Source organism: Cellulosimicrobium sp. CpK407, from assembly GCF_051844275.1.
GTDB classification, from domain to species: domain Bacteria; phylum Actinomycetota; class Actinomycetes; order Actinomycetales; family Cellulomonadaceae; genus Cellulosimicrobium; species Cellulosimicrobium cellulans_G.
In genome coordinates, this window is sequence record NZ_JBGNYC010000001.1 from 84,994 (window position 1) to 104,986 (window position 19,993).

Sequence of the window (19,993 nt, forward strand, 5' to 3'; positions counted from 1 at the left end):
CATCATGCCCTCACCCGGACAGCAGGCGTACGTCACGTACCTCCGCAACAACGTCATCGGCCCGAAGACTGGCGACGAGCACGAGGTGCTCAGCGACAGCCCCGTCTACTCCTACCTCACCGGGATGCTGTTCCCTGTCGAAGAGGGCGAGGGTGTGCCGCCCGACCCCCTCGACGAGGACCTCCTCCCGGGAGAAGCGATCGATGCCGGCGTGGGGGAGGGGGCTGGTGAACCCGATCTCACCGAGGATGATGTCGACGATGACCTCGGTGGCCTGACCGCCGCCACGGGATGGGCGCCATCGTCCATGGGGCTCTCATTCATTCATGACGCTCAGGAACTCATCGTTCGAGTGCGCGCAGCCCGCTATGCGCAGTTCGAGAACGAGGCCCCGACCGAGGGCGCCGGCGATACCGGCGGTGCGGAGGGGGGCGATGACGGCGCTCCGACCTCGGGTTGGCGTCGCGTGCCGCTGCCTGAAACGGCAGTCACCGTCGCGTCGAACGGCAGTGGCAGCTACGACCTGTGGGACGGACTCGCGCGCCTCCAGTGGCGCTCTCGTTCGGGCAAGGATGAGCCAATCGTCACCGTCGCGCTCTCGAACGCCACGAAGGTCGCGCTGGGGAAGGCAAAGAGCTCCCAGGAGCAGGTCCTGTTTCAGGCAGGATTCAGTGTCGAGGCTGTTACGGGAGAGATTCGTCCGTACCCCGGCAGCATCGTCGTCAATGCCAGCGACGAAGACCGTGAACTCGACTTCCGGTACCGCACCAACCTGAGCTACGGCGTCGGCCACGGTGTTGCGGCCACGTGGGGCACCCAACGCCCCGTGATGCGCATCGAGACGGACTCCCTTCCCACCGAGATCGTCCGCCCGGTGATGCAGCGGATCAACCGCGTCGATGACACCTTGACGATGGCCTGGCTTGCCAAGGACGCCGTCGCCGCTGACGAAGTTTGTGAACGCCTCAGCGCCTTCGTCGACAACTACGCGGCGTGGGTGGAGAAGCAGCACACCCAGGCAGATGCTGCGGCACCAATACACGTCGACGCGGCTCAGCGCATCGTCACACGTATGGACGAGGCGCTCGCCCGGATGCGGGCAGGGATCGATCTGCTTGCCACCGACGACACCGTGCGAACCGCGTTCCGCATCGCGAACGAGGCGATGCGTATGCAGGCGGAGAGCCCCCGCAACCCCAACCCCACGTGGCGCCCGTTCCAGCTCGCCTTCATCCTGATGGCCCTGCCGTCCACCGTCGCCGACACCCACGACGATCGCGATCTCGTCGACCTCATTTGGTTCCCCACCGGTGGCGGAAAGACAGAGGCATACCTCGGGCTCGCCGCGGTCGAGATGGTCCGCCGGCGATTGGCCCGAGGCTTCGACGGGGGCGGTACAGCCGTCGTCACGCGGTACACCATGAGGCTGTTGACTGCTCAACAGTTCCAGCGCGCGGCGAAACTGATCTGCGCACTCGAACTGCTACGGCGCGGCGATGGCCCACTCAAGAACGCAGCTCCCTTCAGCATCGGTCTCCTGCTGGGCAACTCGACGACCCCAGGCACGTACAAGGCCGCACACAAGCAACTCGACGAGGTCAAGCAGCAACTCACACCGCAGAGCCCGTTCCAACTTCGAAGCTGCCCCTGGTGCGACACACCTTTGCTGCCACCACGGCGGAGCCGGCGGGACGACGCGTATGGGTTCCATGCCACTGACCACACGTTCACCGCCTACTGCGTAGACCCCACCTGTCCGTTCGCCAGTTCCATCCCCGTTCAGGTAGTGGATGAAGCCATCTACCAGAACCCACCGACCATCGTCGTCGCGACCGTCGACAAGTTCGCGCGGCTAGCATGGATCTCGGACGGCGGGTCGATCTTCGGGCTCGACAACGTTCCCTTCGACCCCCCAAGCCTCATCATTCAGGACGAACTCCACCTCATCTCTGGTCCCCTTGGCACTGTCGTCGGGATCTACGAGGCAGCCATCCGCGCGCTGTTGCGATGGCGTGGCACCAGCCCCAAGGTCGTTGCATCCACGGCGACGATTCGCTCCGCCGACGAGCAGGTTCGGGGCCTCATGGCCTCGAAGGTCGCGGTGTTCCCACCCAGCGGACTTGACGCAGACGACAACTACTTCGCCAAGACCGCCCCGACGGCGCCAGGCAGGCTCTACGTAGGCCTCATGCCTCAGGCGTTCGCGCCTGCGTGGTCGATCGGTCAATTGGCTGGCCGCCTGCTCGCGGCGGCGGACGCCGTCGACCTCACACCCGAGGAGCGGGACGCGTACTGGACCCTGGTGCTCTATCACAACAGCCTCAGGGAACTCGGCCGCACGGTGACGATCCTGCGCGACGACGTCCGCGACAACCTCCAGCGCGACCACGAACGTGGCATGACCGGACGCACCCTGTCGGCCGACGGCGTGTTCGAGTTGACGAGCAACGTCAGTTCCCACGAGCTCGTCGGGACCCTCGAACGGCTCGCGACGCACGCAGACGAGGAGGGCGCGATCGACGCGCTCGCCGCGACGAACATCCTTTCGGTCGGAATCGACGTCGCCCGCCTCGGCCTCATGTTGGTCAACGGTCAGCCCAAGACGACATCCGAGTACATCCAGGCAACGAGCCGAGTCGGACGCGACAAGGTGCCCGGAATCGTCGTCACGCTGCACCGGTCTGGCAAAGCCCGCGACCGCTCGACTTTCGAGTCGTTTCGCAACTATCACGGGGCGTTCTACCGCTTCGTCGAACCGACCTCGGTCACGCCATGGGCCGTTCAGGCACGCCGACGCGCACTCCGCGCTGCCCTCGTCATCCTCACCCGTCACGCGATCGGCCTGTCCGGGAACGACGATGCCTCCCTGTTCGATCCGGACTCGGGACAGGTTGGGAAGGCGATCGATCTCCTCGTGCAGCACATCGCGATCGCCGATCCACGAGAACGCTTCGGCATTGAGCAGGAGCTCCGCGACGCCGCGACCGACTGGGGCCGGTTGGCGTCCAACCATGCGAGCCCTCTGAAGTACTCGTCACCCAAGAACCCCGACGAGCGACTCCTCAAGAACTTCGGAGACCCTGGCCGGGGCTGGCCGACCATGCATTCGATGCGCTCCGTGGACAAAGCCGTCCGCATCCGCCCGCAAGGAGAACGAGCATGAGCAAGCGGACCCTGCAGGTGAGCGTCGCCCAGCTGATCTCCCCGTTCGGACCGGGCGCCATCGTCGACATCCTCGGCGAGTCCTTCGTCACCCTGACGGCCGACCGGTGGCCCAAGCGCACCCTCCTCCCTGAGATCGAGTGCCCACGGCTCTCCGACCGGCTCGGCGTCCAGCGCTTCTATGGACCACCGCCGTCGGAAGATCCGGGCGACCCCAAGGCAATCTCGGTCAACGTTGCTCGCTTCCCATCGTGGCTCTTCTGCCAGACGTGCCGGCGGATGACGCGGTGGACCGCGAAGAACGAGAACGGTGCTGCACCCCTCTGCCCCCACGACTCGGGCAGGCTCGTGCCGATGCGCTTCGTTGTCGTATGTCGTGAACGCAGCCATGCCACCGACGTCCCATGGGTGGACTGGGTCCACCGGGTCGCGCGGGAGGGTGTGATCTGCAAGGACGGGGAGCACCTTCGCTTCCAGCAAGTCCAGGGCGGGTCCCAGGGGCTGTCTGGCCTCGAGGTGAAGTGCGATGCCTGCGGGACGCGCCGGACCCTCGGCGAGCTGCGCTCGGACGTCTTCTCGCGTGAGGGAACAACCTGCCGTGGCATCCAACCGTGGGAATCTGCCTGGGGTCAGTGTGGGAAGCCCCTTGAAGTGATCCAACGTGGAGCGACGAACTTCCACTACGGCGAGTCTGAGGCCGCCATCGACATCCCGGCGATGACCGCCATCGTGCTCGACGCGACGGACCGGATCACCCAGCATCCACTGTTCTTGGGACTCAAAGACACGATCGAAAGCGCGAACGCCCCGGTGCTTGCGCAGATGATTGCTGACGCGGTGGACGTAAACGCCGAGACCGTCGTCGCCGTTGCTCGGGCCGCGAACGGCGACGTGGCCGACCTCGCCACTACCCACACGGCGATCCTCTCCGAGGAGTTCCAGGCGTTCCGCGCGGCGGCACTCGACCAGGCAGACGAGGCGAACTTCAAGACCCGCTCCGTGGTGCTCGATCGTGAGTCTGAGGATCTCGTCGAGCGCGCACTGGCCGGTCTTTTCGAGAGCGTCATTCTCGTCGACCGCCTCCGCGAGGTCCGAGTATCCCTGGGGTTCAAGCGGTACACACCCGACGCCGACTTGGTCCGGTCCGTTGTACGCACAGGCGATGAGGCGTCATGGCTCCCCGCCGCCGAAGGATTCGGCGAGGGCATCTTCCTCAAACTCGCTGCCGATGTTGTTAACGTCTGGGCATCCTCGCCCGCTGTTGGCGGGCGTCTGAGCGAACTTTCGCGCAACTTCGATGATTCTCGCTACGCCAACAGACTTCACCCCTTCTCGCCCCAGTACGTGGCCCTGCACTCTCTCGCCCACGCGTTGCTCCGCGAGTTCTCCTTCACGTCGGGGTACTCCGCGGCCTCCCTGCGTGAACGTGTCTATTGCGACCCGGGTGCCAACGACTACGGCGTGTTCGTCTACACAACGTCGAGCGACGAGGAGGGAACGCTTGGAGGGCTCGTCCGCGAGGGTGAGCGCGACCGCATCGGAACGGCCCTGGCCCGCGCGGCTGAACAACTGAGTTGGTGCTCCAACGACCCGGTCTGCTCGGAAGCGAACCCGCAGAACCTGGACGGCCTCAACCTCGCGGCGTGCCACTCTTGTCTGCTCGCGTCCGAGACCTCGTGCGAAGGCTCCAACCTCCTGCTAGACCGCATGCTGCTCGTCGGCAACGAAGCCACGGAGGGCCTCCTCAAGGGTGTCATCGACGCAGTCGACCGGTCCTCGTGACGAGCGCGAAGCGATGGTCGCTCGGTGATGTGGTTGGGGTCGAGGGTGACCGGGCGCTGGGAGTGCCAGGTGTTCTTCAGCAGCGCGTTGCCGCGCTCGGCCACGGCGTGTAGGGCGATGAGGATCTTGTTTCTCGCGAGGTCGTCGACGTGAGCGTTCGTCGGCAGCTGGCGCGGGTGCAGGATGTCGATCCCGGCGCCTTGGTAGCCCTTGTCGATCAGGGTCGGGCCGCCGCTCGCGGCGGCGGGGTACACGGGGGCAGCGCGAAGGTGCGAGCGGCGACGATGTTGTGCGTCGAGCCCGGGCTGAGCGAAGTGCCAGGACTCTTGGACGGCCTACTCGCAGAGGTTCGCGCCATCCCGTTGAACGGCTAGTACGCGAACACGTGCGCACTCAGGACGTCGATCTCGCGACGCGGCTCGCCGAAGAAGGCCCCCAACCGCCGCGAGACGAGTTGGAATGGGCGCTCCCGCGGCGTCCCGTCTGCCTTCCAGTTGTTCCTCGGCACGATGAGAAACAGGTGATGCGCGTCCGGTGCAATGTGCGCTTTCCAGAGGTCCTTCAGATCGTGGTTGTTCGTCGTCGTGCCGCCGCGCTCGACCTCCGCGATGACACCGCGACTTGGCGACAGCCTGTAGAAGAAGTCCGGCCGGGCCTGCGTGACGAACCCAGTCTGGGGCGTGAGGACAACCTCTTCGCCGAACCCGAGCTCGACGCGGAGCAGCGTCGCGATGTGGTCCTGGATCGCCTTGCTCGGCGCGCCGTGGACATGGATCGTTGCGATCGCGTTGCGGGTGGAGGCGATGTGCTCAGCGAGCCGACGTGCCAATCCGTCGACGACCGCGAGCTCCGCGGTGTGCTCAGGCGGAATGACCGCCTTCACATGCCGCGAGTAGCCGTCCACGTCCGTGAGCTTCGCAGCTCGCTCGCGCTGAAGCTACTGGAGCGGTCTCCCGTGGTTGAGGCCGCCGAGCGGCGTCTGCGGGCCGCGTGGCCTTGCCGTCGGGCGCGGGTAGTCTTGTGCTGCAGGAGCTGCTGGTTGCACTCGGGTCGAGTGCATCTTCTACAGAAGTGGCACGCAGGTGGCACGAGGTCCACCGACCCGCCGCATGTTCCGCGGAACTCCGCGCCTCCCGGCCCGCTGCGGCAAGTACTGGGACTCCTGACACCGCACAGGGTGCGCGATAACCTTGGCGCGGTGTTGCTACGTCGCCCTCATGACTCGTCGTTTCGTAGTGGCACGCAGGTGGCACGGCCCAGAACCGAAGAAGCAGGAATCCGCGGAATATCAACGATCCCGGGGCCTTCGAACTAGATGATCAACTTCTAGGCAGCATGTCAGGTCGGACGCCGTCCGATCGCGTGGTCAGAGGCCCGGATCCGCGGAGTTCCACGGTTCCAGGCCTCTTTCTGTCTGGAGGCCCGTGCGCACCTGAGACAGGCGTGCCCCCTGCGGGCCACTCGGAGAGGCACGCAGGAGGCGGAACAACGCCTGGGCCGAGGCGCGGACCGGGGTGGGGGCTGCCCGCGGGATAGACACCGCCGACGTCCCAGCATGCTCGACGCCTTCGACGGGGCCCACCTGCCGTAGCGGTGAGCTCAGCCGAGCAGGTCGGCCGGGGTGAGGATCGTGATGCCGTCGATGCTGCCCCCGGAGCGGGACGCGGCGATCAGCGGGGCGTCCTGGTCGGCCCCAGGGACGACGCTGCGCTGGTTGACCAGCTCGGTGGCGTCATGGAGATCGAAGGGTGCGGTCTCGCGCCACTTGATCGAGCCGATGAAGGTGACGGTCTTCGCGGGTCGCCGATCGGCGCCGACCAGGTCGACCTCGACGTCGCCCTTGCGGTTCCACCAGCCGCCGACGACGGCGGACGCCGGCACGACGTCGTCGTCGAGCGCTCGCTCCCAGAGGAGCCGCCGGACGACGGGCTCGACGGCTCGTCCGCGCCACGTCGACCACCCGCGCTCGATGCGCCGCGTCACGATGTCGCCACGGCCTGCATCGATGAGGTCGGCGGCGTCGTGCAGGAACGCGAGCCAGAAGCGCATGTACGGGTCGTCGATCCGGTACTGCTTGTGGTGGGCAGGCTTGGTCGAGAGGGGCTCGTCGACGGCGACGACGCGCCGCTCGACCAGCTGGTCGAGCGAACGCGAGAGCGAAGCGCGTTGGTCGACCTGGGCAGCCTGGCCGATCGCCGTGAACGTCCGGGCGTCCGCGCCGATCGCGCGCAGCACGTCTTTCGCCTGGGTCTCGGAGGGGAACTCGGAGGACAGGACCCGTTCGCCCGACACGACCAGCGTGCTGATCGAGGTGGACAGGCCGTCGGCGAGGTAGTCCGCGACCGACTGCCCACGTCTCCACGCCGTGACCAGCGGGGGCAGGCCGCCCGTCACCAGATAGGCATCGATCGCTGGTGCCGCGTCCAGGCCCGTCATCGTCGCCACGTCCTGCGGGGTCAGCGGGAGGATCTCTTTGTCGACGCTGCGGCCGTAGAACGGGCGTCCGTGGCTGGTGAGCCGTTCCATCTCTGACTGATTCGACCCCACGAGGACGAGGAGCACGGGCAGCGCCGAGAACCGGGTGTCCCACACGCCTTGGAGCGCGCCCTCGAACCCTGGGTCGCCGGTCAGGTAGGAGACCTCGTCCAGCACGATGATCGACACCCGGTCCGTTGGCAGGGCGAGGGCCAGGACGGTCAGGGCGTCCTGCCAGGAACCGGAGACGGCGTATCCGGCGGCGTCCGCACCGGGCAGACCGGAGGCGGCGACGGTCTCGAGAAGTCGGCGCTGTTCGAGCTCGGGGCGCGATCCGTCTGCCAGGAAGTACAGCGACGGCACCCCTGCACGCTCGACGAACTCGGTGACGAGGCGGGACTTGCCGACCCTGCGACGTCCACGCAGGGCGATCGCCTTCCCCGGCCTGTCGGAGGTCGGGTTCCGCACCTGCTCCAGGACGTAATCGAGGTCGGCGAGCTCGCGCTTCCGACCGACGAAGCCGGTCACCATGGTTTCCTCCGATGTAGGTCGCATCGAATGTTACCTACTTTTGATGTTACGTACAGGCCCATGATGGCGCCCATCCGGAGCCGGGGAGGGTGCGACCGTTACGAGAGCGTCCGCGTCACGTGCTCGAGCCAGCGGCTCACCGTGGCCAGCTCGTCGGGGGTGAAGCCGTCGGTGAGGCGGTCGTTGAGCTCGGCGAGCGCGGCGCGGACGTCGTCGAGCGCCGCGGTACCGGTGGGCGTGAGGTCCAGGTGGACGGTGCGTCGGTCGTCGGGGTCGGTGCGACGGCGCACGAGGTCGGCGCGCTCCATGCGGGCGAGCAGGCCGCTGGTGCCGGCGGGGGAGGCCTGCAGCGCGGCGGTCACCTCGCCGATCGTCGCGCCGGGGTGGTCGGCGAGGTGCAGCAGGACGCCGGCGGCGGGGGCGCCGAATCCCTGCCCGCCGGTCCCGGTGCCGTGTGCGCTGCCGCGTCGCGCGATCCAGCGCCGCATCTGGCGCTCCGCCGCGGTGGTGAGGAACACCAGCCGCGGCGGGCGACGCGTCATCGTCGCGGCTTCCTGGCAGGGAAGCGGACGTTGCCGTCCTCCTGCGCCGGGGCGGCCCCCGCGCGGGCGTCGAGCCAGGCGAGGAGCTCGGGCCAGAGCGTGTCGCGCAGGCCTCGGCGGAAGAAGCCCATGTGACCGATCGCCTGCACGCCGCCGTCGGCGGGGCTCCACGTCCGTCGCTCGACGCGAGCGGCCGTGAGGCGGTCGGTGATCGCGTCGATCTGCGCGGGGGTGGCCCACGGGTCGTCGGTGAACCCGACGGCGAGGACGTCGCCGGTGACGCGTGCCGCGTCCGCGGCGGCGGTCATGGTCGGGTCGTCGAAGAAGTAGCCCGGCAGGGTGGTCCAGCGGCTCCACTCGAGCATCGCGGCGGCGGGCATGTCCTCCCCGAGGCTCAGGCGACGGCCGGGGACGTAGCCGAGCACCCGGGCCGCCGCGGGGCCGAGCACCCGCAGGATCAGCCTGACGCGCGCCCGCTCCGCACGGTCGGGGATCGTGGACGTCGCGGCGACGTGCGACGCGACCGTGACGAACCCGGCCAGGCCCCGTGAGCCCTTGCCGAGCGCGAGCGCGTGCCCGCCGATGCTGTGCCCGACGGCGAGCTGCGGCACGTCGCCGAACCGCGGGCGGGCCCACGCGGCGACCGCGGGGACGTCGTCGGCCATCCAGTCGCGCATGCGCAGGCCGCGGTGGGAGCGCGGGCTGCCGGACCGGCCGGTGCCGCGGTAGTCGTAGGTGACGGCCACGTACCCGTGGGTAGCGAGGAACTCCGCGAACCCCGTGTACAGGCGCTCGGGGACCGCCGTCGCCGGGTGGATCACCACGACGCCGCGGGGCGGCTCCTCGGCGGGCCGGCGCACCGTGCCGACGACCCAGCCGCCCGCCGGGATCTGGATCCGCAGCTCCTCGGAGGCCACCGCCGCAGGGTCGTCGTTTCGCATGCGAAGCACCCTAGCGGGCGTGGCGAGCACGTGGCCGAGCGGCCGAGAACGGGTCGTGTGTGGCACGCTTCCGTCGTGAGTTCGCCGAGCCGGCCGCGACGGGGCTTCTGGTACCAGGTGTGGCGACCGTTCCGAGTCCTCGGGCGCGGCATCGCCAGAGTCCTCGAGCTCGCCGACCTCGTCAGCGTCGTCGTGAACGTCGGGCGCGGCGTCGTCTGGCTCGCGCGGGGTGCGGGGAGCGTCGTGGCGCGCGTCGTCGACTGGTGACGGCGCTGGACGCGGCGCGGGGCCGTACTCGCGGCGACGCGGGGGCTGCCCGGCCGACCTCGACCGACGGCAGCCGGCGAACGCGCCGGGCGGCCTCGACGACGGCGGACGAGACGCCACGACGACACGGGAGACCGACCGGCACATGACACTGACGCTCGAACCGATCCTGCGCAGCGGGCTCATCGACCCCGCGGAGGCCCTCGTGATCCGGCACGCCTTCGTCAAGGAGCACGAGGACACGGGCCTGCCGGGCATCCACGCGGACTCGACCGATGACGAGATCCTGGCGTACACACGCCGGCAGTCGACGTCGCCACGGATCTTCCCGGCTGCTCCGCCGGGCATCTGGGTCGTGTTCCTCCGCGAGGGTGGAGACCGGGCGCGGCTGTGGTCGGTGCTGGAGAACCGCGGTGAGGTCTCGAACGACGGGGCCCTCCGCACGTTCGACCTGGTCGAGTCCGAGCGGCTCGCGGACCTGAGGGACCGGCTGGTGATCGGTTGGCGGTCGCCGCGCACGTGGCGGCTCAACGGCCCGACCGCGGCGGGCTACCCGGTCATGGAGATCGCCGACGCGCGGCCCGTGCCGTTCCCGGGGTTCGACCGGCTCGTGCTCGACCACGCGCAGCTGCAGGCGGTGATGCGCGAGCACCGCTATGCCGCGTGGCGCACGGCGCTGGCCTCCGTCGTCGGTGTCTACCTGATCACCGACACCCGCGACGGTCGGCACTACGTGGGCAAGGCCGACGGTGCGGAGAGCATCCGGCAGCGCTGGACCGCGTACGCGACCAACGGCCACGGTGGCAACGTCGAGCTGCGCACCGTCGACCCCACCGGCTTCCGCTTCTCGCTGCTGCGGGTGTTCGACCCGTCGACACCGACGCGGGTGATCGACGAGGCAGAGAGCCACTTCAAGGTCGCCCTGGACTCGCGGAGGCACGGCCTGAACCGCAACTGAGCTCCGGGCGTCACGAGGCGGGTCTGCCGCGGCGTGGGTCCCCCGTGAGAGCTATCCGGACTGCTCACCCGGGGGTGATTCGCCGGAGCGCCCGGATTCCTAGCGTTGCCGGTGGTCGCCCAGCCGGGCGGTCACGCACAGCGACGGAGGCCCGCATGAGCACGACGACCACGACACCTCGCCCCCGGACCCGGGAGGACGACGGCGGCGGCCCGATGTCCCGCTTCCTGCGGCACCCCCTGACGTGGATGCTGATCGGCGTGGTCGGCGTCGCCCTCGTCGGAGGTCTGACGGCGTCGGCCGAACAGTTCCTGCTGCTCCCCGTGCTGGGCGCGGCGCTCGCGGTCGTCGTCTACCGGGTGGTCATGCGGTGCGTCGCCCACCGCCGCACGCCCGAGCTCGCCGGCCGCCGCGCGGTGCCGGAGGCGCTGCTGGGCGCCGCGGTCGGGCTCGGCTTCGTCGCGGTGTCCGCGGCCGTCGTCACGGCCCTCGGCGGCTACACGTTCCGCGTCGCCGACGGCGACCTCCTCGCGGTGGTGGCACCGATCGTCGCGGTGACCGTCGGCGCCGCCGTCACCGAGGAGCTCATGTTCCGTGGCTTCGCGCTCCAGGCGCTCGAGCGTCTGCTCGGGAGCTGGGTCGCGCTGGGGATCACGGCCCTGTTCTTCGGTCTCACGCACCTGTTCAACCCGGCCGCGACCGCGTGGAGCGCGCTGGCGATCGCGATCGAGGCGGGCGGACTGCTCGGCGCCGCGTTCCTCTGGCGGCGGAACCTGTGGTTCGCCATCGGCCTGCACCTCGCCTGGAACGCCACGATCGCGCTGCTCGGCATCCCCGTCTCGGGGCACGCCTCCGCGGGCCTGCTGGTCGCCGGCGTCTCGGGGCCGAGCCTGCTGACGGGCGGAGCGTTCGGCATCGAGGGGTCGGTGGTGACCGTGGTGCTCGGCGCGCTGATCGCCGTCCCGATGCTCGTGCTCGCGCGCCGGCGTGGGACGTGGGTCCCGGCCCGCCGTCGTCGCCCGTAGGCTCGGGCCGTGCCCGACACCCCCGTCCTCGACCGGGCGTCTCGCCCCGGTGAGCCGCGTCGACGGTGGCGACCGGGACGGCAGGACGCGCTGGACGCGTCGCTCGCGGTCGCCCTCGCGGTGCTCGGGTTCGTCCCGACGCTCTCGACGATCGGCGTCGAGCTCGGTGACCTGCCCGAGCGGCCGACGGACGCGCTGGCGGTGACGCTCGCCCTCGCGCAGTGCCTGCCGCTCGCGTTCCGCCGCCGCGTACCCGGGGTCTGCCTCGCCGTCGTCGGTGCCGCCTTCGCCGCGGCGCAGGTGCTGGCCTGCCCGCCGACGTTCGCGAGCGTCGGCCTCTACGTGGCGCTGTACACCGCCGGGGCCCACCTGGCGCGGTCTCGTCGGATCATCGCCGCCGTGGTGACCGGTGGCTACGTCGTCCTCGCGGCCACGCTGTCCGGCCTCGGTTCGCCCAACCGGCTGCCCGTGTTCCTCGCGTTCTACCTCGTCCTGGTGGTGATCTGGTCGGCCGGCGCGGGAGTGCGTCGCCGGCGGGCCGAGGAGGTCGAGCGTCGGCGTCTCGCGGCCGCCGTCGCGACCGCTCAGGAGCGCGCCCGGATCGCGAGGGACCTGCACGACGTCGTGACGCACCACGTGACCGCGATGGTCGTGCAGGCCGACGCCGCGCAGTACCTCCTGCACGCGGCACCCGACCGCGCCGCCGAAGGGCTCGTCGCGATCAGCGGCACCGGGCGACGCGCCCTGACGGAGCTCCGGCACCTGCTGGGCGTGCTCGAGGCCACGGGCGAGGCGGCCCCGGCGGAGCGGGCGCCGGTCCTCGGCCGCGTGGGCGACCTCGTCGACCAGGCCCGCCGGTCCGGCCAACCGGTGGAGTGGACGGAGGAGGGTCGACGGCGCGACCTGCCCGACGCCGTCGGGCTCGCCGCCTACCGGGTGGTGCAGGAGGGCCTGACCAACGCGCTCAAGCACGCGCCCGGGCGCCCGACCACGGTCCGCGTGCGGCACGGCGCCGACCACGTCGAGGCCGAGGTGAGCACCGGCGGACCCGACTCGTCGGTCGCCAGGCCGGGAACTCCGTCGCCGGACGGGCCTGGCACCGTGGATCCGGCGCCACCGGCCGGTCGCGGGCTCGCCGGTCTGCGCGAGCGCGTCCGCGTCCTCGACGGGGACCTGGAGACCGGCCCCACGCCTGACGGGGGATTCCGCGTGCGGGCCCGGATCCCCACCGCCCCGACCACCGCCCCGACCAGGAGCAGCCCATGACCGTCTCGCCGCCGGGGCCACGGCCCCCGATCCGCGTCCTGGTCTGCGAGGACCAGGAGCTGGTGCGGGTCGGCTACGTCACGATCTTCTCCGCGCAGGCCGACATGGAGGTCGTCGGCGAGGCGCAGGACGGCCGGGCGGCCGTCGAGGCCGCGCGACGGCTGCGCCCCGACGTCGTGGTCATGGACATCCGGATGCCCGTGCTCGACGGCATCGAGGCGACACGGCAGATCGCCGGGCCCGACGTCGAGACGCCGGCGAAGGTGCTCATGGTGACCACGTTCAACGTCGACGAGTACGTCTACGAGGCGCTGCGCGCCGGGGCGAGCGGGTTCCTGCTCAAGGACGCCCCTCCCGCCGAGCTGGTCGAGGGCATCCGGACGATCGCCCGGGGCGAGTCCCTGCTGGCCCCGAGCGTCACCCGCGCCCTCGTCGGCCGCTACGCCGAGCGGGTGCGGCCGACCGACGCCTCCCGCCCCGCGCGGGACGACGTCGTGCGTGCCCTGACCCCGCGCGAGCTCGAGGTGCTCGAGCAGCTCGCCGCGGGGCTGTCCAACGCGGAGATCGCGAGCGTGCTCGTCATCACCCCCGAGACCGTCAAGACGTACGTGTCCCGGATCCTGGCCAAGCTCGGGCTCCGGGACCGGGTGCAGGCGGTCGTGCTCGCCTACCGCGTGGGTCTGGTCTCGGCGACGGACTAGAGGTGGGTGGGCCGACGGGGCGGTCCCCGCCGGCCCACCGTCGTCGCGCGTCAGTCGCAGGCGACCCCGTCGAGCGTGAACCCGGTGGGATCGGGGTGGGTGCCGGCCGTCGTGGTCGCGCCGTTGTAGCCGAACGTGACCGACTGCCCCGGCGCGATGCTCGGCTGCCACGCCGGGTGGGTCGCCGTGACCGTGGTGCCCGTCTGGGCGACGGCCGCGCTCCATCCCGGCGCGTCGACCCGCTGACCCCCGGGGTAGTCGAACGTGACGACCCAGTCGTCCACGGTCGCGGCGGACGTGTTGGTCACCGTGACCGACGCGGTGAACCCGGTGCTCGTGCCGCCCCAGGCGGCCGCGGAGTAGTCGACGGTGCACGCGCCGGTGGGCTCGGGGGTGCCGCCGTCGTCCAGCGTCGTGAACGTGACGTTCCTGGTCCCGGAGACCGCCCCGGTGTGGTCGTTCCGCGACCGGACCTCCACCGTGTACGCCGTGTCGGGCTCGAGACCGGTGAGGTCGACCATGGGCGACCCGTCGGTGCTCGCGAGGACTTGGCCGGTGACGGGGTCGAGCACGTCGTACCCGGTGACGCACCCGGACTCGGCGGCACCCCACATGACGTGCGCGCTGGTCGCGGTGACGGACATGGCCATCACCGTTCCCGGGGCGCCCGGCGCCTCGTCGGGGCACGCCGGCTCGGTCGGCTCGCCGCCGTCGTCGCCGATCCCCGTGACCTCGCCGGCGCCGCCGTCGAACGCGACGTCGGAGCACGAGTAGAAGTTCTCGTTGCTGTCCGAGCGGACCCAGTGGGTGAAGATCATGTGGTCGCCGCTGCGGTCCGCCGGAAGCGTGACGTCCCAGTAGTAGTAGTTCAGGGCGCCGGGTCCGCCCGTGTCCGGCGGGTTCGTCACGCTGTCGACGAGCTCGAGGTCGTCCCAGGCGAGCGGGCTCGACGGGTCCCAGCCCTCCCGGGTGACGTAGACGTCGAAGCGTCCCGGGTGCTCGGCCCAGTTGTTGTGCTGGAACTGGTAGGTCTCCCCGGCGGTCAGGTGCGTCCGCGGCCAGTCGTCGCGCACGGCGTTGAACCCGCTGAAGTCGTACGGGCCGCGCCCCCCGCCGTCGCAGATCTGCCCGTCGGGGACGTAGCCGACCGTCCGGCCCGCGCCGTTCGAGTCCAGGTTCCCGAACCAGTTGTAGAACGCCGAGGTCCCGCTGACCGCGTAGGCGTTCGCGCACGCCGGGTTCTGCGGGTCGACCTGCCCGTTGCCCGTCTGGCCGTCCACCCAGCACAGGTACTGGCGGCTCCCCGGGAACACCTCCGCCCCGTGCGCGGCGGCCGGGGCGGGTGGCGAGGCCGCCACGAGCCCGGCCGCGCCGAGGACCACGGCGGCGGCCCACGCTGCGATGCGTCGCATCTCTCCAGCTCCTTCGCTCTCGGATGTCGAACGCGACGACCATGCCTCGCACCCGCCCGCGGCGTCAGCCGCCTAATCGATTCGGGCCGCCACCGTCCCCGCGAGCCCGACGCCGGTGCGGCCGTCCCGGGGGCGGGTGCGCCCCGGCGTCGTGCACGGGGGAGGATGGGGGCGGGGGGACACCGACCCGAGAAGGAGACCCATGCCCGCGCCCACGACGCCCACCCGTGAGTTCGTCACCGGCCTGCCCAAGGCGGAGCTGCACCTGCACCTGGAGGGCACGCTCGAGCCCGACCTCAAGCTGCGGCTCGCGCAGAAGAACGGGATCGACATCGGCCAGACGACGGTCGAGGAGGTGCGCGCGACCTACGCGTTCGACTCCCTGACGAGCTTCCTCGCCGTGTACTACCCGGCGATGGAGGTGCTGCAGACCGCGGACGACTTCTACGAGCTCGCCGACGCCTACCTCGCCCGCGCGGCGGCGGACGGCGTGAAGCACGCCGAGATGTTCTTCGACCCGCAGGCGCACACGTCGCGGGGCGTGCCGTTCGAGGCGGTCGTGACGGGCTACCACCGCGCCGCGGCCGAGGCGCCGAGCAAGCACGGCATCGACGCGCACCTCATCCTGTGCTTCCTGCGCGACCACTCCGCACAGAGCGCGGCAGAGACGCTCGAGGCGTCGGTGCCGTTCCGGGACAAGATCCTGGGCGTCGGGCTCGACTCGGACGAGCGCGACAACCCGCCGCAGAAGTTCGCCGACGTCTTCGCGCGCGCCCGCGAGCTCGGCTACCGGCTCACGATGCACTGCGACATCGACCAGGTCGGCAGCATCGACAACATCCGCACCGTGCTCGACGAGATCGGCGTCGACCGCGTGGACCACGGCACGAACGTCGTCGAGGACCCGGCGCTCGTCGACGTCGTCCGCGAGCGCGGCCTGGGGCTCACGTGCTGCCCCGTCTCGAACTCGTTCGTCACCGACGACATGAAGGCGACCGAGATCGCGGGCCTGCTGCGCTCGGGCGTGCGCGTCACGGTGAACTCGGACGACCCCGCGTACTTCGGCGGTTACGTGGCCGACAACTACGTGGCGCTCGCGGACGCCGCGGACCTGACGACCCAGGAGGTCGTGCAGCTCGCGCGGAACTCGTTCGAGGCGTCGTGGCTGGGCGACTCCCAGCGGGCCGCCTACCTCGCCGAGATCGACCGGTACGTCGCGGGGTTCGACCCGACCGCCGTCTGACCCGGCCTCCGGCTGCACCGAGGGAGAGCCCCGGTCCGCCGAGGGAGAGAGCCCTGGTCCGCCCAGGTAGAGCCCTGGTCCGCCGAGGTAGAGGCATGGTCATGACCAGGGCTCTACCCCGCGGGACCAGGGCTCTACCTCGCGGTTCTGGGCGCTCGTCCCGCGCAGGCGTACCGGGGAGTAACGTGTCGGGGACGGCCGCCGCCGTCCGGATGGCGGCGAGCATGCCCGCGGGGGTGAATAATCTCCGGGTGCCGCATGTTGGCGCACTCGGGCCCCGCGCCCGCGGATGAGCCGTCCGCGGCCACGACACGCGGGACCGGGCCCGCAGGGGCACCACGGACCATCGGCTGGCGAGAGGGCGACCAGAGCTCATGAAGGATGTGCTGTACGTCAACGGCGGGACCCCGCTGGACGGGACGATCACCGTACGGGGCGCGAAGAACTTCGTGTCCAAGGCGATGGTGGCGTCGTTGCTGGGGGAGTCGCCGAGCGTGCTGCGCAACGTGCCGCAGATCCGCGACGTCGGCGTCGTGACGGGGTTGCTGGAGCTGCACGGCGTGGCGGTGAAGTCCGACCCGGACGCGGGGATCCTCGACCTGGACCCCTCCAACGTCGAGTCGGCGCACGTCGCGGACATCGACGCGCACGCGGGCTCGAGCCGGATCCCGATCCTGTTCTGCGGCCCGCTGCTGCACCGCCTGGGCGAGGCGTTCATCCCCGACCTGGGCGGGTGCCGGATCGGCGACCGGCCGATCAACTACCACCTGGACATCCTGCGCCAGTTCGGCGCCGTCGTGGACAAGCGCGAGAACGGGATCCACATCCGCGCCCCGCGCCGCCTGCAGGGCACCAAGATCGCGCTGCCGTACCCGTCGGTGGGGGCCACGGAGCAGCTCCTGCTCACGGCCGTGCGCGCCGAGGGGATCACGGAGCTGGCGAACGCCGCGATCGAGCCCGAGATCATGGACCTCATCGCGGTGCTCCAGAAGATGGGCGCGATCATCTCGGTCGACACCGACCGCGTGATCCGCATCGAGGGCGTGGACCGCCTCGACGGGTACACGCACACGGCGCTCGGCGACCGCATCGAGGCGGCGTCGTGGGCGTCGGCCGCGCTCGCCACAGGCGGTGACATCACGGTCAAGGGCGCGACGCAGCCCGAGATGATGACGTTCCTCAACACGTTCCGCAAGGTCGGCGGCCGCTTCGACGTCCAGGACGACGGCATCCGGTTCTGGCACCCGGGCGGCGACCTGTCGCCGATCGTCCTCGAGACGGACGTGCACCCCGGCTTCATGACGGACTGGCAGCAGCCGCTCGTCGTCGCGCTCACCCAGGCCAAGGGCCTGTCGATCGTGCACGAGACGGTCTACGAGAACCGGTTCGGCTTCACCGACGCGCTGCGCGGCATGGGCGCCACCATCCAGGTCTACAAGGAGTGCCTGGGCGGGCGCGACTGCCGGTTCGGCCAGCGCAACTTCCACCACTCCGCGGTGATCTCCGGCCCGACGCCGCTGGCCGCGGCCGACATCGAGGTCCCCGACCTGCGCGGCGGCTTCTCCCACCTCATCGCCGCGCTCGCGGCGAAGGGCACGTCGACCGTGCGCGGCATCAGCCTCATCGACCGCGGCTACGAGAACTTCCAGGAGAAGCTCGTCGCGCTCGGTGCCGACGTCCGCCGCGACTGACCCCGCGGCGTCGTCACCGCAGGTCATGACGCCTGTCACGGCGCTGCGGCGCGCGTGCGTGCGACGCTGGTCGACGTGATCACCCGACCACGCACGTTCCTCGACGTGTGGAGCCGTCGGACCGCGCCCGAGCGGTTCGACGCCTACACGCGCTGGTCGCTGTACCTGCTCTCGCTGTTCGAGCCGTTCCTCGCGCTCGCGCTCGTCGGCGTCGACCAGACGTTCCGGCCGGGGGCCGTCAACGCGTGGCTGCTGCTCGTCCTCGCGCACACCGTCACGTGCCTCGCGATGCTCCGGGCGGGGGTGGTGCACTTCCTCGGGGGCCCGGTCGTGCGCCCGTGGCTGCTCGCGCTCCACGGGGCCGTGTCCCTCGCGGTCGCGGTGGTCGGGTTCTGGACCTTCCCGGTCGGTTCGGCGGACGACGTCGCCGGGAGCGCCCGGTACTACGCGCTCCTGCTGGGGTTCGGGTTCGGCACGCTCGCCGTCGTGCCGCTCCTCACCTTCCGGCGCCTCGCCCTCCTCGCCGTCCTGTTCGGCGCGGTCACGGGGTGCTCCGTGTGGGTGGGCACCGGGCCGATCACCTCGACGACCGCGGGCATGGCGTTCGGCCTCGGGCTGTCGGGCACGATCATGCTCGTCGCCGTGTTCGGGTCCTACCGCGTGTCCGTGTGGATGCTCGGCATCGTGTGGGAGCAGGAGCGCACGCGCGTGCTCCACGCCCGGCTCGCCGTCGCGGAGGAGCGGCTGCGGTTCTCCCGCGACCTGCACGACGTCTTCGGGCGGACGCTGTCCGTCGTCGCCGTGAAGAGCGAGCTCGCCGCGGAGCTGGCCGCCCGGGGCCGCCCCGGCGCGGAGGAGCAGATGCTCGAGGTGCGCCGGATCGCGCAGGACGCGCTGCGCGAGGTGCGCGCCGTCGTCGCCGGCTACCGCACCGCCGACCTCGGGGCCGAGCTCGTCGGCGCCCGCTCGGTCCTGCGCTCGGCGGGCATCGAGACGACCGTCCACGGCGAGGAGACCCCGGTCGGCGCCGACGCGCAGGAGGCGCTCGCCTGGGCGGTGCGCGAGGGCGTCACCAACGTGGTGCGGCACTCGACCGCCCGCACGTGCACGATCACGGTGCACCGGGACCGGACGTCGAGCGTCGTCGAGATCGTCAACGACGGCGCCCCCACGGGGACGGGCGACGGACGCGGCTCCGGGCTGGTCGGTCTCCGGGAGCGGCTGGAGGGCGCCGGCGGGAGCCTGCGCACGTGGTCCGACGGCGGCCGGTACCGCCTCGTCGCGCGCGTGCCCGACGACGGCGCGGCCCGGGGGGCACCGGCGCGGGGCAGCGCTCGCGACCTTCCCGCCCCCACCACCGAGAGGACCACGCGCGCGTGATCCGCATCCTGCTCGCCGACGACGAGAACCTCATCCGCGACGCCGTCGCGTCGCTCCTGGCCCTCGAGGACGACCTGGAGGTCGTGGCGCAGGCGGCCTCGGGTCCCGAGGCCGTCGCCGCCGCCCTCAAGCTCGAGCCCGACGTCGCGGTGCTCGACCTCCAGATGCCCGGGCTCGACGGGGTCGAGGTCGCGCAGCGCCTCGCGCGCGACCTGCCGTCGTGCGGTGTGGTGATCGTCACGAGCCACGGCCGGCCGGGCTATCTCAAGCGCGCGCTGGAGGCGGGCGCGCGCGGGTTCCTGCCCAAGACGGTCTCGTCGCGCGTGCTCGCCGACGTCGTGCGGCAGGTGCGCGACGGCGGCCGCTACGTCGACCCCGAGCTGGCCGCGGAGGCGATCGCCGCGGGCGCGAGCCCGCTCACCGCGCGCGAGGCGGACGTGCTCGAGCTCGCCGCCGACGGGGCGCCCGTCGAGGAGATCGCGACGCGCGCCCACCTCGCCCCAGGAACGGTGCGCAACTACCTGTCGTCGGCCGCCGCGAAGCTCGGGGCGGCGAACCGTCACGAGGCGGCGCACGTGGCGCGGCGGCACGGCTGGATCTGAGCGGCGGGCCGCGCC

General features: G+C 71.0%; 16 protein-coding genes. 11 read left to right on the plus strand and 5 right to left on the minus strand.

Annotated elements, in window-relative coordinates; all coding sequences use genetic code 11:
- Window positions 1-4: 4 nt before the first annotated feature.
- Window positions 5-3,163, plus strand: coding sequence for a helicase-related protein (locus ABWU78_RS00375; protein WP_439157246.1), 3,159 nt, complete (start codon window positions 5-7; stop codon window positions 3,161-3,163).
- A complete protein-coding gene (drmB, locus tag ABWU78_RS00380; RefSeq protein ID WP_439157247.1) occupies window positions 3,160-4,944 on the plus strand; it encodes a DrmB family protein in 1,785 nt (594 codons plus the stop codon). Before ABWU78_RS00375 ends, drmB begins: the two co-directional genes overlap by 4 nt.
- 370 nt (window positions 4,945-5,314) lie before the next feature.
- On the opposite strand, the gene ABWU78_RS00385 is transcribed toward drmB, so the two are convergent.
- The 4 genes from ABWU78_RS00385 to ABWU78_RS00400 form a co-directional block, all read right to left on the minus strand.
- Window positions 5,315-5,848 (minus strand): hypothetical protein, encoded by a 534-nt coding sequence (locus tag ABWU78_RS00385; protein ID WP_439157248.1) that lies wholly within the window; start codon window positions 5,846-5,848, stop codon window positions 5,315-5,317.
- A gap of 695 nt (window positions 5,849-6,543) precedes the next feature.
- Window positions 6,544-7,947 carry an ATP-binding protein gene (locus tag ABWU78_RS00390; protein ID WP_439157249.1) on the minus strand — a complete coding sequence of 468 codons (1,404 nt, stop codon included), beginning with the start codon at window positions 7,945-7,947 and terminating at the stop codon, window positions 6,544-6,546.
- A 101-nt stretch (window positions 7,948-8,048) separates the two neighbouring features.
- Window positions 8,049-8,492: a MarR family winged helix-turn-helix transcriptional regulator gene (locus ABWU78_RS00395; protein WP_439157250.1), complete on the minus strand. Its 444-nt coding sequence runs from the start codon at window positions 8,490-8,492 to the stop codon at window positions 8,049-8,051.
- A complete protein-coding gene (locus ABWU78_RS00400; protein WP_439157251.1) occupies window positions 8,489-9,433 on the minus strand; it encodes an alpha/beta hydrolase family protein in 945 nt (314 codons plus the stop codon). Before ABWU78_RS00400 ends, ABWU78_RS00395 begins: the two co-directional genes overlap by 4 nt.
- Window positions 9,434-9,508: 75 nt before the next feature.
- Here ABWU78_RS00400 and ABWU78_RS00405 point away from each other — a divergent pair, with 75 nt between their 5' ends.
- From ABWU78_RS00405 to ABWU78_RS00425, 5 genes are all read left to right on the plus strand, one after another.
- The gene (locus ABWU78_RS00405; protein ID WP_439157252.1) at window positions 9,509-9,700 is read left to right on the plus strand and encodes a hypothetical protein; all 192 of its coding nucleotides are present in this window, start codon (window positions 9,509-9,511) and stop codon (window positions 9,698-9,700) included.
- Window positions 9,701-9,845: 145 nt separating this feature from the next.
- Window positions 9,846-10,658: a GIY-YIG nuclease family protein gene (locus ABWU78_RS00410; RefSeq protein WP_439157253.1), complete on the plus strand. Its 813-nt coding sequence runs from the start codon at window positions 9,846-9,848 to the stop codon at window positions 10,656-10,658.
- Window positions 10,659-10,813: 155 nt separating this feature from the next.
- Window positions 10,814-11,683 carry a lysostaphin resistance A-like protein gene (locus tag ABWU78_RS00415; protein ID WP_439157254.1) on the plus strand — a complete coding sequence of 290 codons (870 nt, stop codon included), beginning with the start codon at window positions 10,814-10,816 and terminating at the stop codon, window positions 11,681-11,683.
- Window positions 11,684-11,692: 9 nt separating this feature from the next.
- Window positions 11,693-12,949 carry a sensor histidine kinase gene (locus ABWU78_RS00420; RefSeq protein WP_439157255.1) on the plus strand — a complete coding sequence of 419 codons (1,257 nt, stop codon included), beginning with the start codon at window positions 11,693-11,695 and terminating at the stop codon, window positions 12,947-12,949.
- A complete protein-coding gene (locus ABWU78_RS00425; RefSeq protein ID WP_353708866.1) occupies window positions 12,946-13,650 on the plus strand; it encodes a response regulator transcription factor in 705 nt (234 codons plus the stop codon). Before ABWU78_RS00420 ends, ABWU78_RS00425 begins: the two co-directional genes overlap by 4 nt.
- Window positions 13,651-13,700: 50 nt before the next feature.
- On the opposite strand, the gene ABWU78_RS00430 is transcribed toward ABWU78_RS00425, so the two are convergent.
- The gene (locus ABWU78_RS00430; protein ID WP_353708867.1) at window positions 13,701-15,062 is read right to left on the minus strand and encodes a lytic polysaccharide monooxygenase; all 1,362 of its coding nucleotides are present in this window, start codon (window positions 15,060-15,062) and stop codon (window positions 13,701-13,703) included.
- Window positions 15,063-15,264: 202 nt separating this feature from the next.
- On the opposite strand from ABWU78_RS00430, the gene ABWU78_RS00435 reads away from it, so the two are divergent.
- The 4 genes from ABWU78_RS00435 (at window position 15,265) to ABWU78_RS00450 (ending at window position 19,978) form a co-directional block, all read left to right on the plus strand.
- On the plus strand, window positions 15,265-16,305 hold the full coding sequence (locus ABWU78_RS00435; RefSeq protein ID WP_353708868.1) for an adenosine deaminase: 1,041 nt from the start codon (window positions 15,265-15,267) through the stop codon (window positions 16,303-16,305).
- A 374-nt stretch (window positions 16,306-16,679) separates the two neighbouring features.
- Window positions 16,680-17,996, plus strand: coding sequence for a UDP-N-acetylglucosamine 1-carboxyvinyltransferase (gene murA / locus ABWU78_RS00440; RefSeq protein WP_064317243.1), 1,317 nt, complete (start codon window positions 16,680-16,682; stop codon window positions 17,994-17,996).
- Between the two features lie 75 nt (window positions 17,997-18,071).
- Window positions 18,072-19,376, plus strand: a complete 1,305-nt coding sequence (locus ABWU78_RS00445; protein WP_353708869.1) for a sensor histidine kinase — start codon at window positions 18,072-18,074, stop codon at window positions 19,374-19,376.
- Window positions 19,373-19,978: a response regulator transcription factor gene (locus ABWU78_RS00450; RefSeq protein ID WP_047232570.1), complete on the plus strand. Its 606-nt coding sequence runs from the start codon at window positions 19,373-19,375 to the stop codon at window positions 19,976-19,978. Before ABWU78_RS00445 ends, ABWU78_RS00450 begins: the two co-directional genes overlap by 4 nt.
- Window positions 19,979-19,993: the final 15 nt, after the last annotated feature.

What these genes read in the sequence shown, in the direction of transcription:
- ABWU78_RS00375 (WP_439157246.1), top strand. Translation starts at nt 5, where the DNA reads ATGCCCTCACCCGGACAGCAGGCGTACGTCACGTACCTCCGCAACAAC.
- drmB (WP_439157247.1), top strand. Translation starts at nt 3,160, where the DNA reads ATGAGCAAGCGGACCCTGCAGGTGAGCGTCGCCCAGCTGATCTCCCCG.
- ABWU78_RS00395 (WP_439157250.1), bottom strand. Translation starts at nt 8,492, where the DNA reads ATGACGCGTCGCCCGCCGCGGCTGGTGTTCCTCACCACCGCGGCGGAG.
- ABWU78_RS00400 (WP_439157251.1), bottom strand. Translation starts at nt 9,433, where the DNA reads ATGCGAAACGACGACCCTGCGGCGGTGGCCTCCGAGGAGCTGCGGATC.
- ABWU78_RS00410 (WP_439157253.1), top strand. Translation starts at nt 9,846, where the DNA reads ATGACACTGACGCTCGAACCGATCCTGCGCAGCGGGCTCATCGACCCC.
- ABWU78_RS00415 (WP_439157254.1), top strand. Translation starts at nt 10,814, where the DNA reads ATGAGCACGACGACCACGACACCTCGCCCCCGGACCCGGGAGGACGAC.
- ABWU78_RS00425 (WP_353708866.1), top strand. Translation starts at nt 12,946, where the DNA reads ATGACCGTCTCGCCGCCGGGGCCACGGCCCCCGATCCGCGTCCTGGTC.
- ABWU78_RS00430 (WP_353708867.1), bottom strand. Translation starts at nt 15,062, where the DNA reads ATGCGACGCATCGCAGCGTGGGCCGCCGCCGTGGTCCTCGGCGCGGCC.
- ABWU78_RS00435 (WP_353708868.1), top strand. Translation starts at nt 15,265, where the DNA reads ATGCCCGCGCCCACGACGCCCACCCGTGAGTTCGTCACCGGCCTGCCC.
- murA (WP_064317243.1), top strand. Translation starts at nt 16,680, where the DNA reads ATGAAGGATGTGCTGTACGTCAACGGCGGGACCCCGCTGGACGGGACG.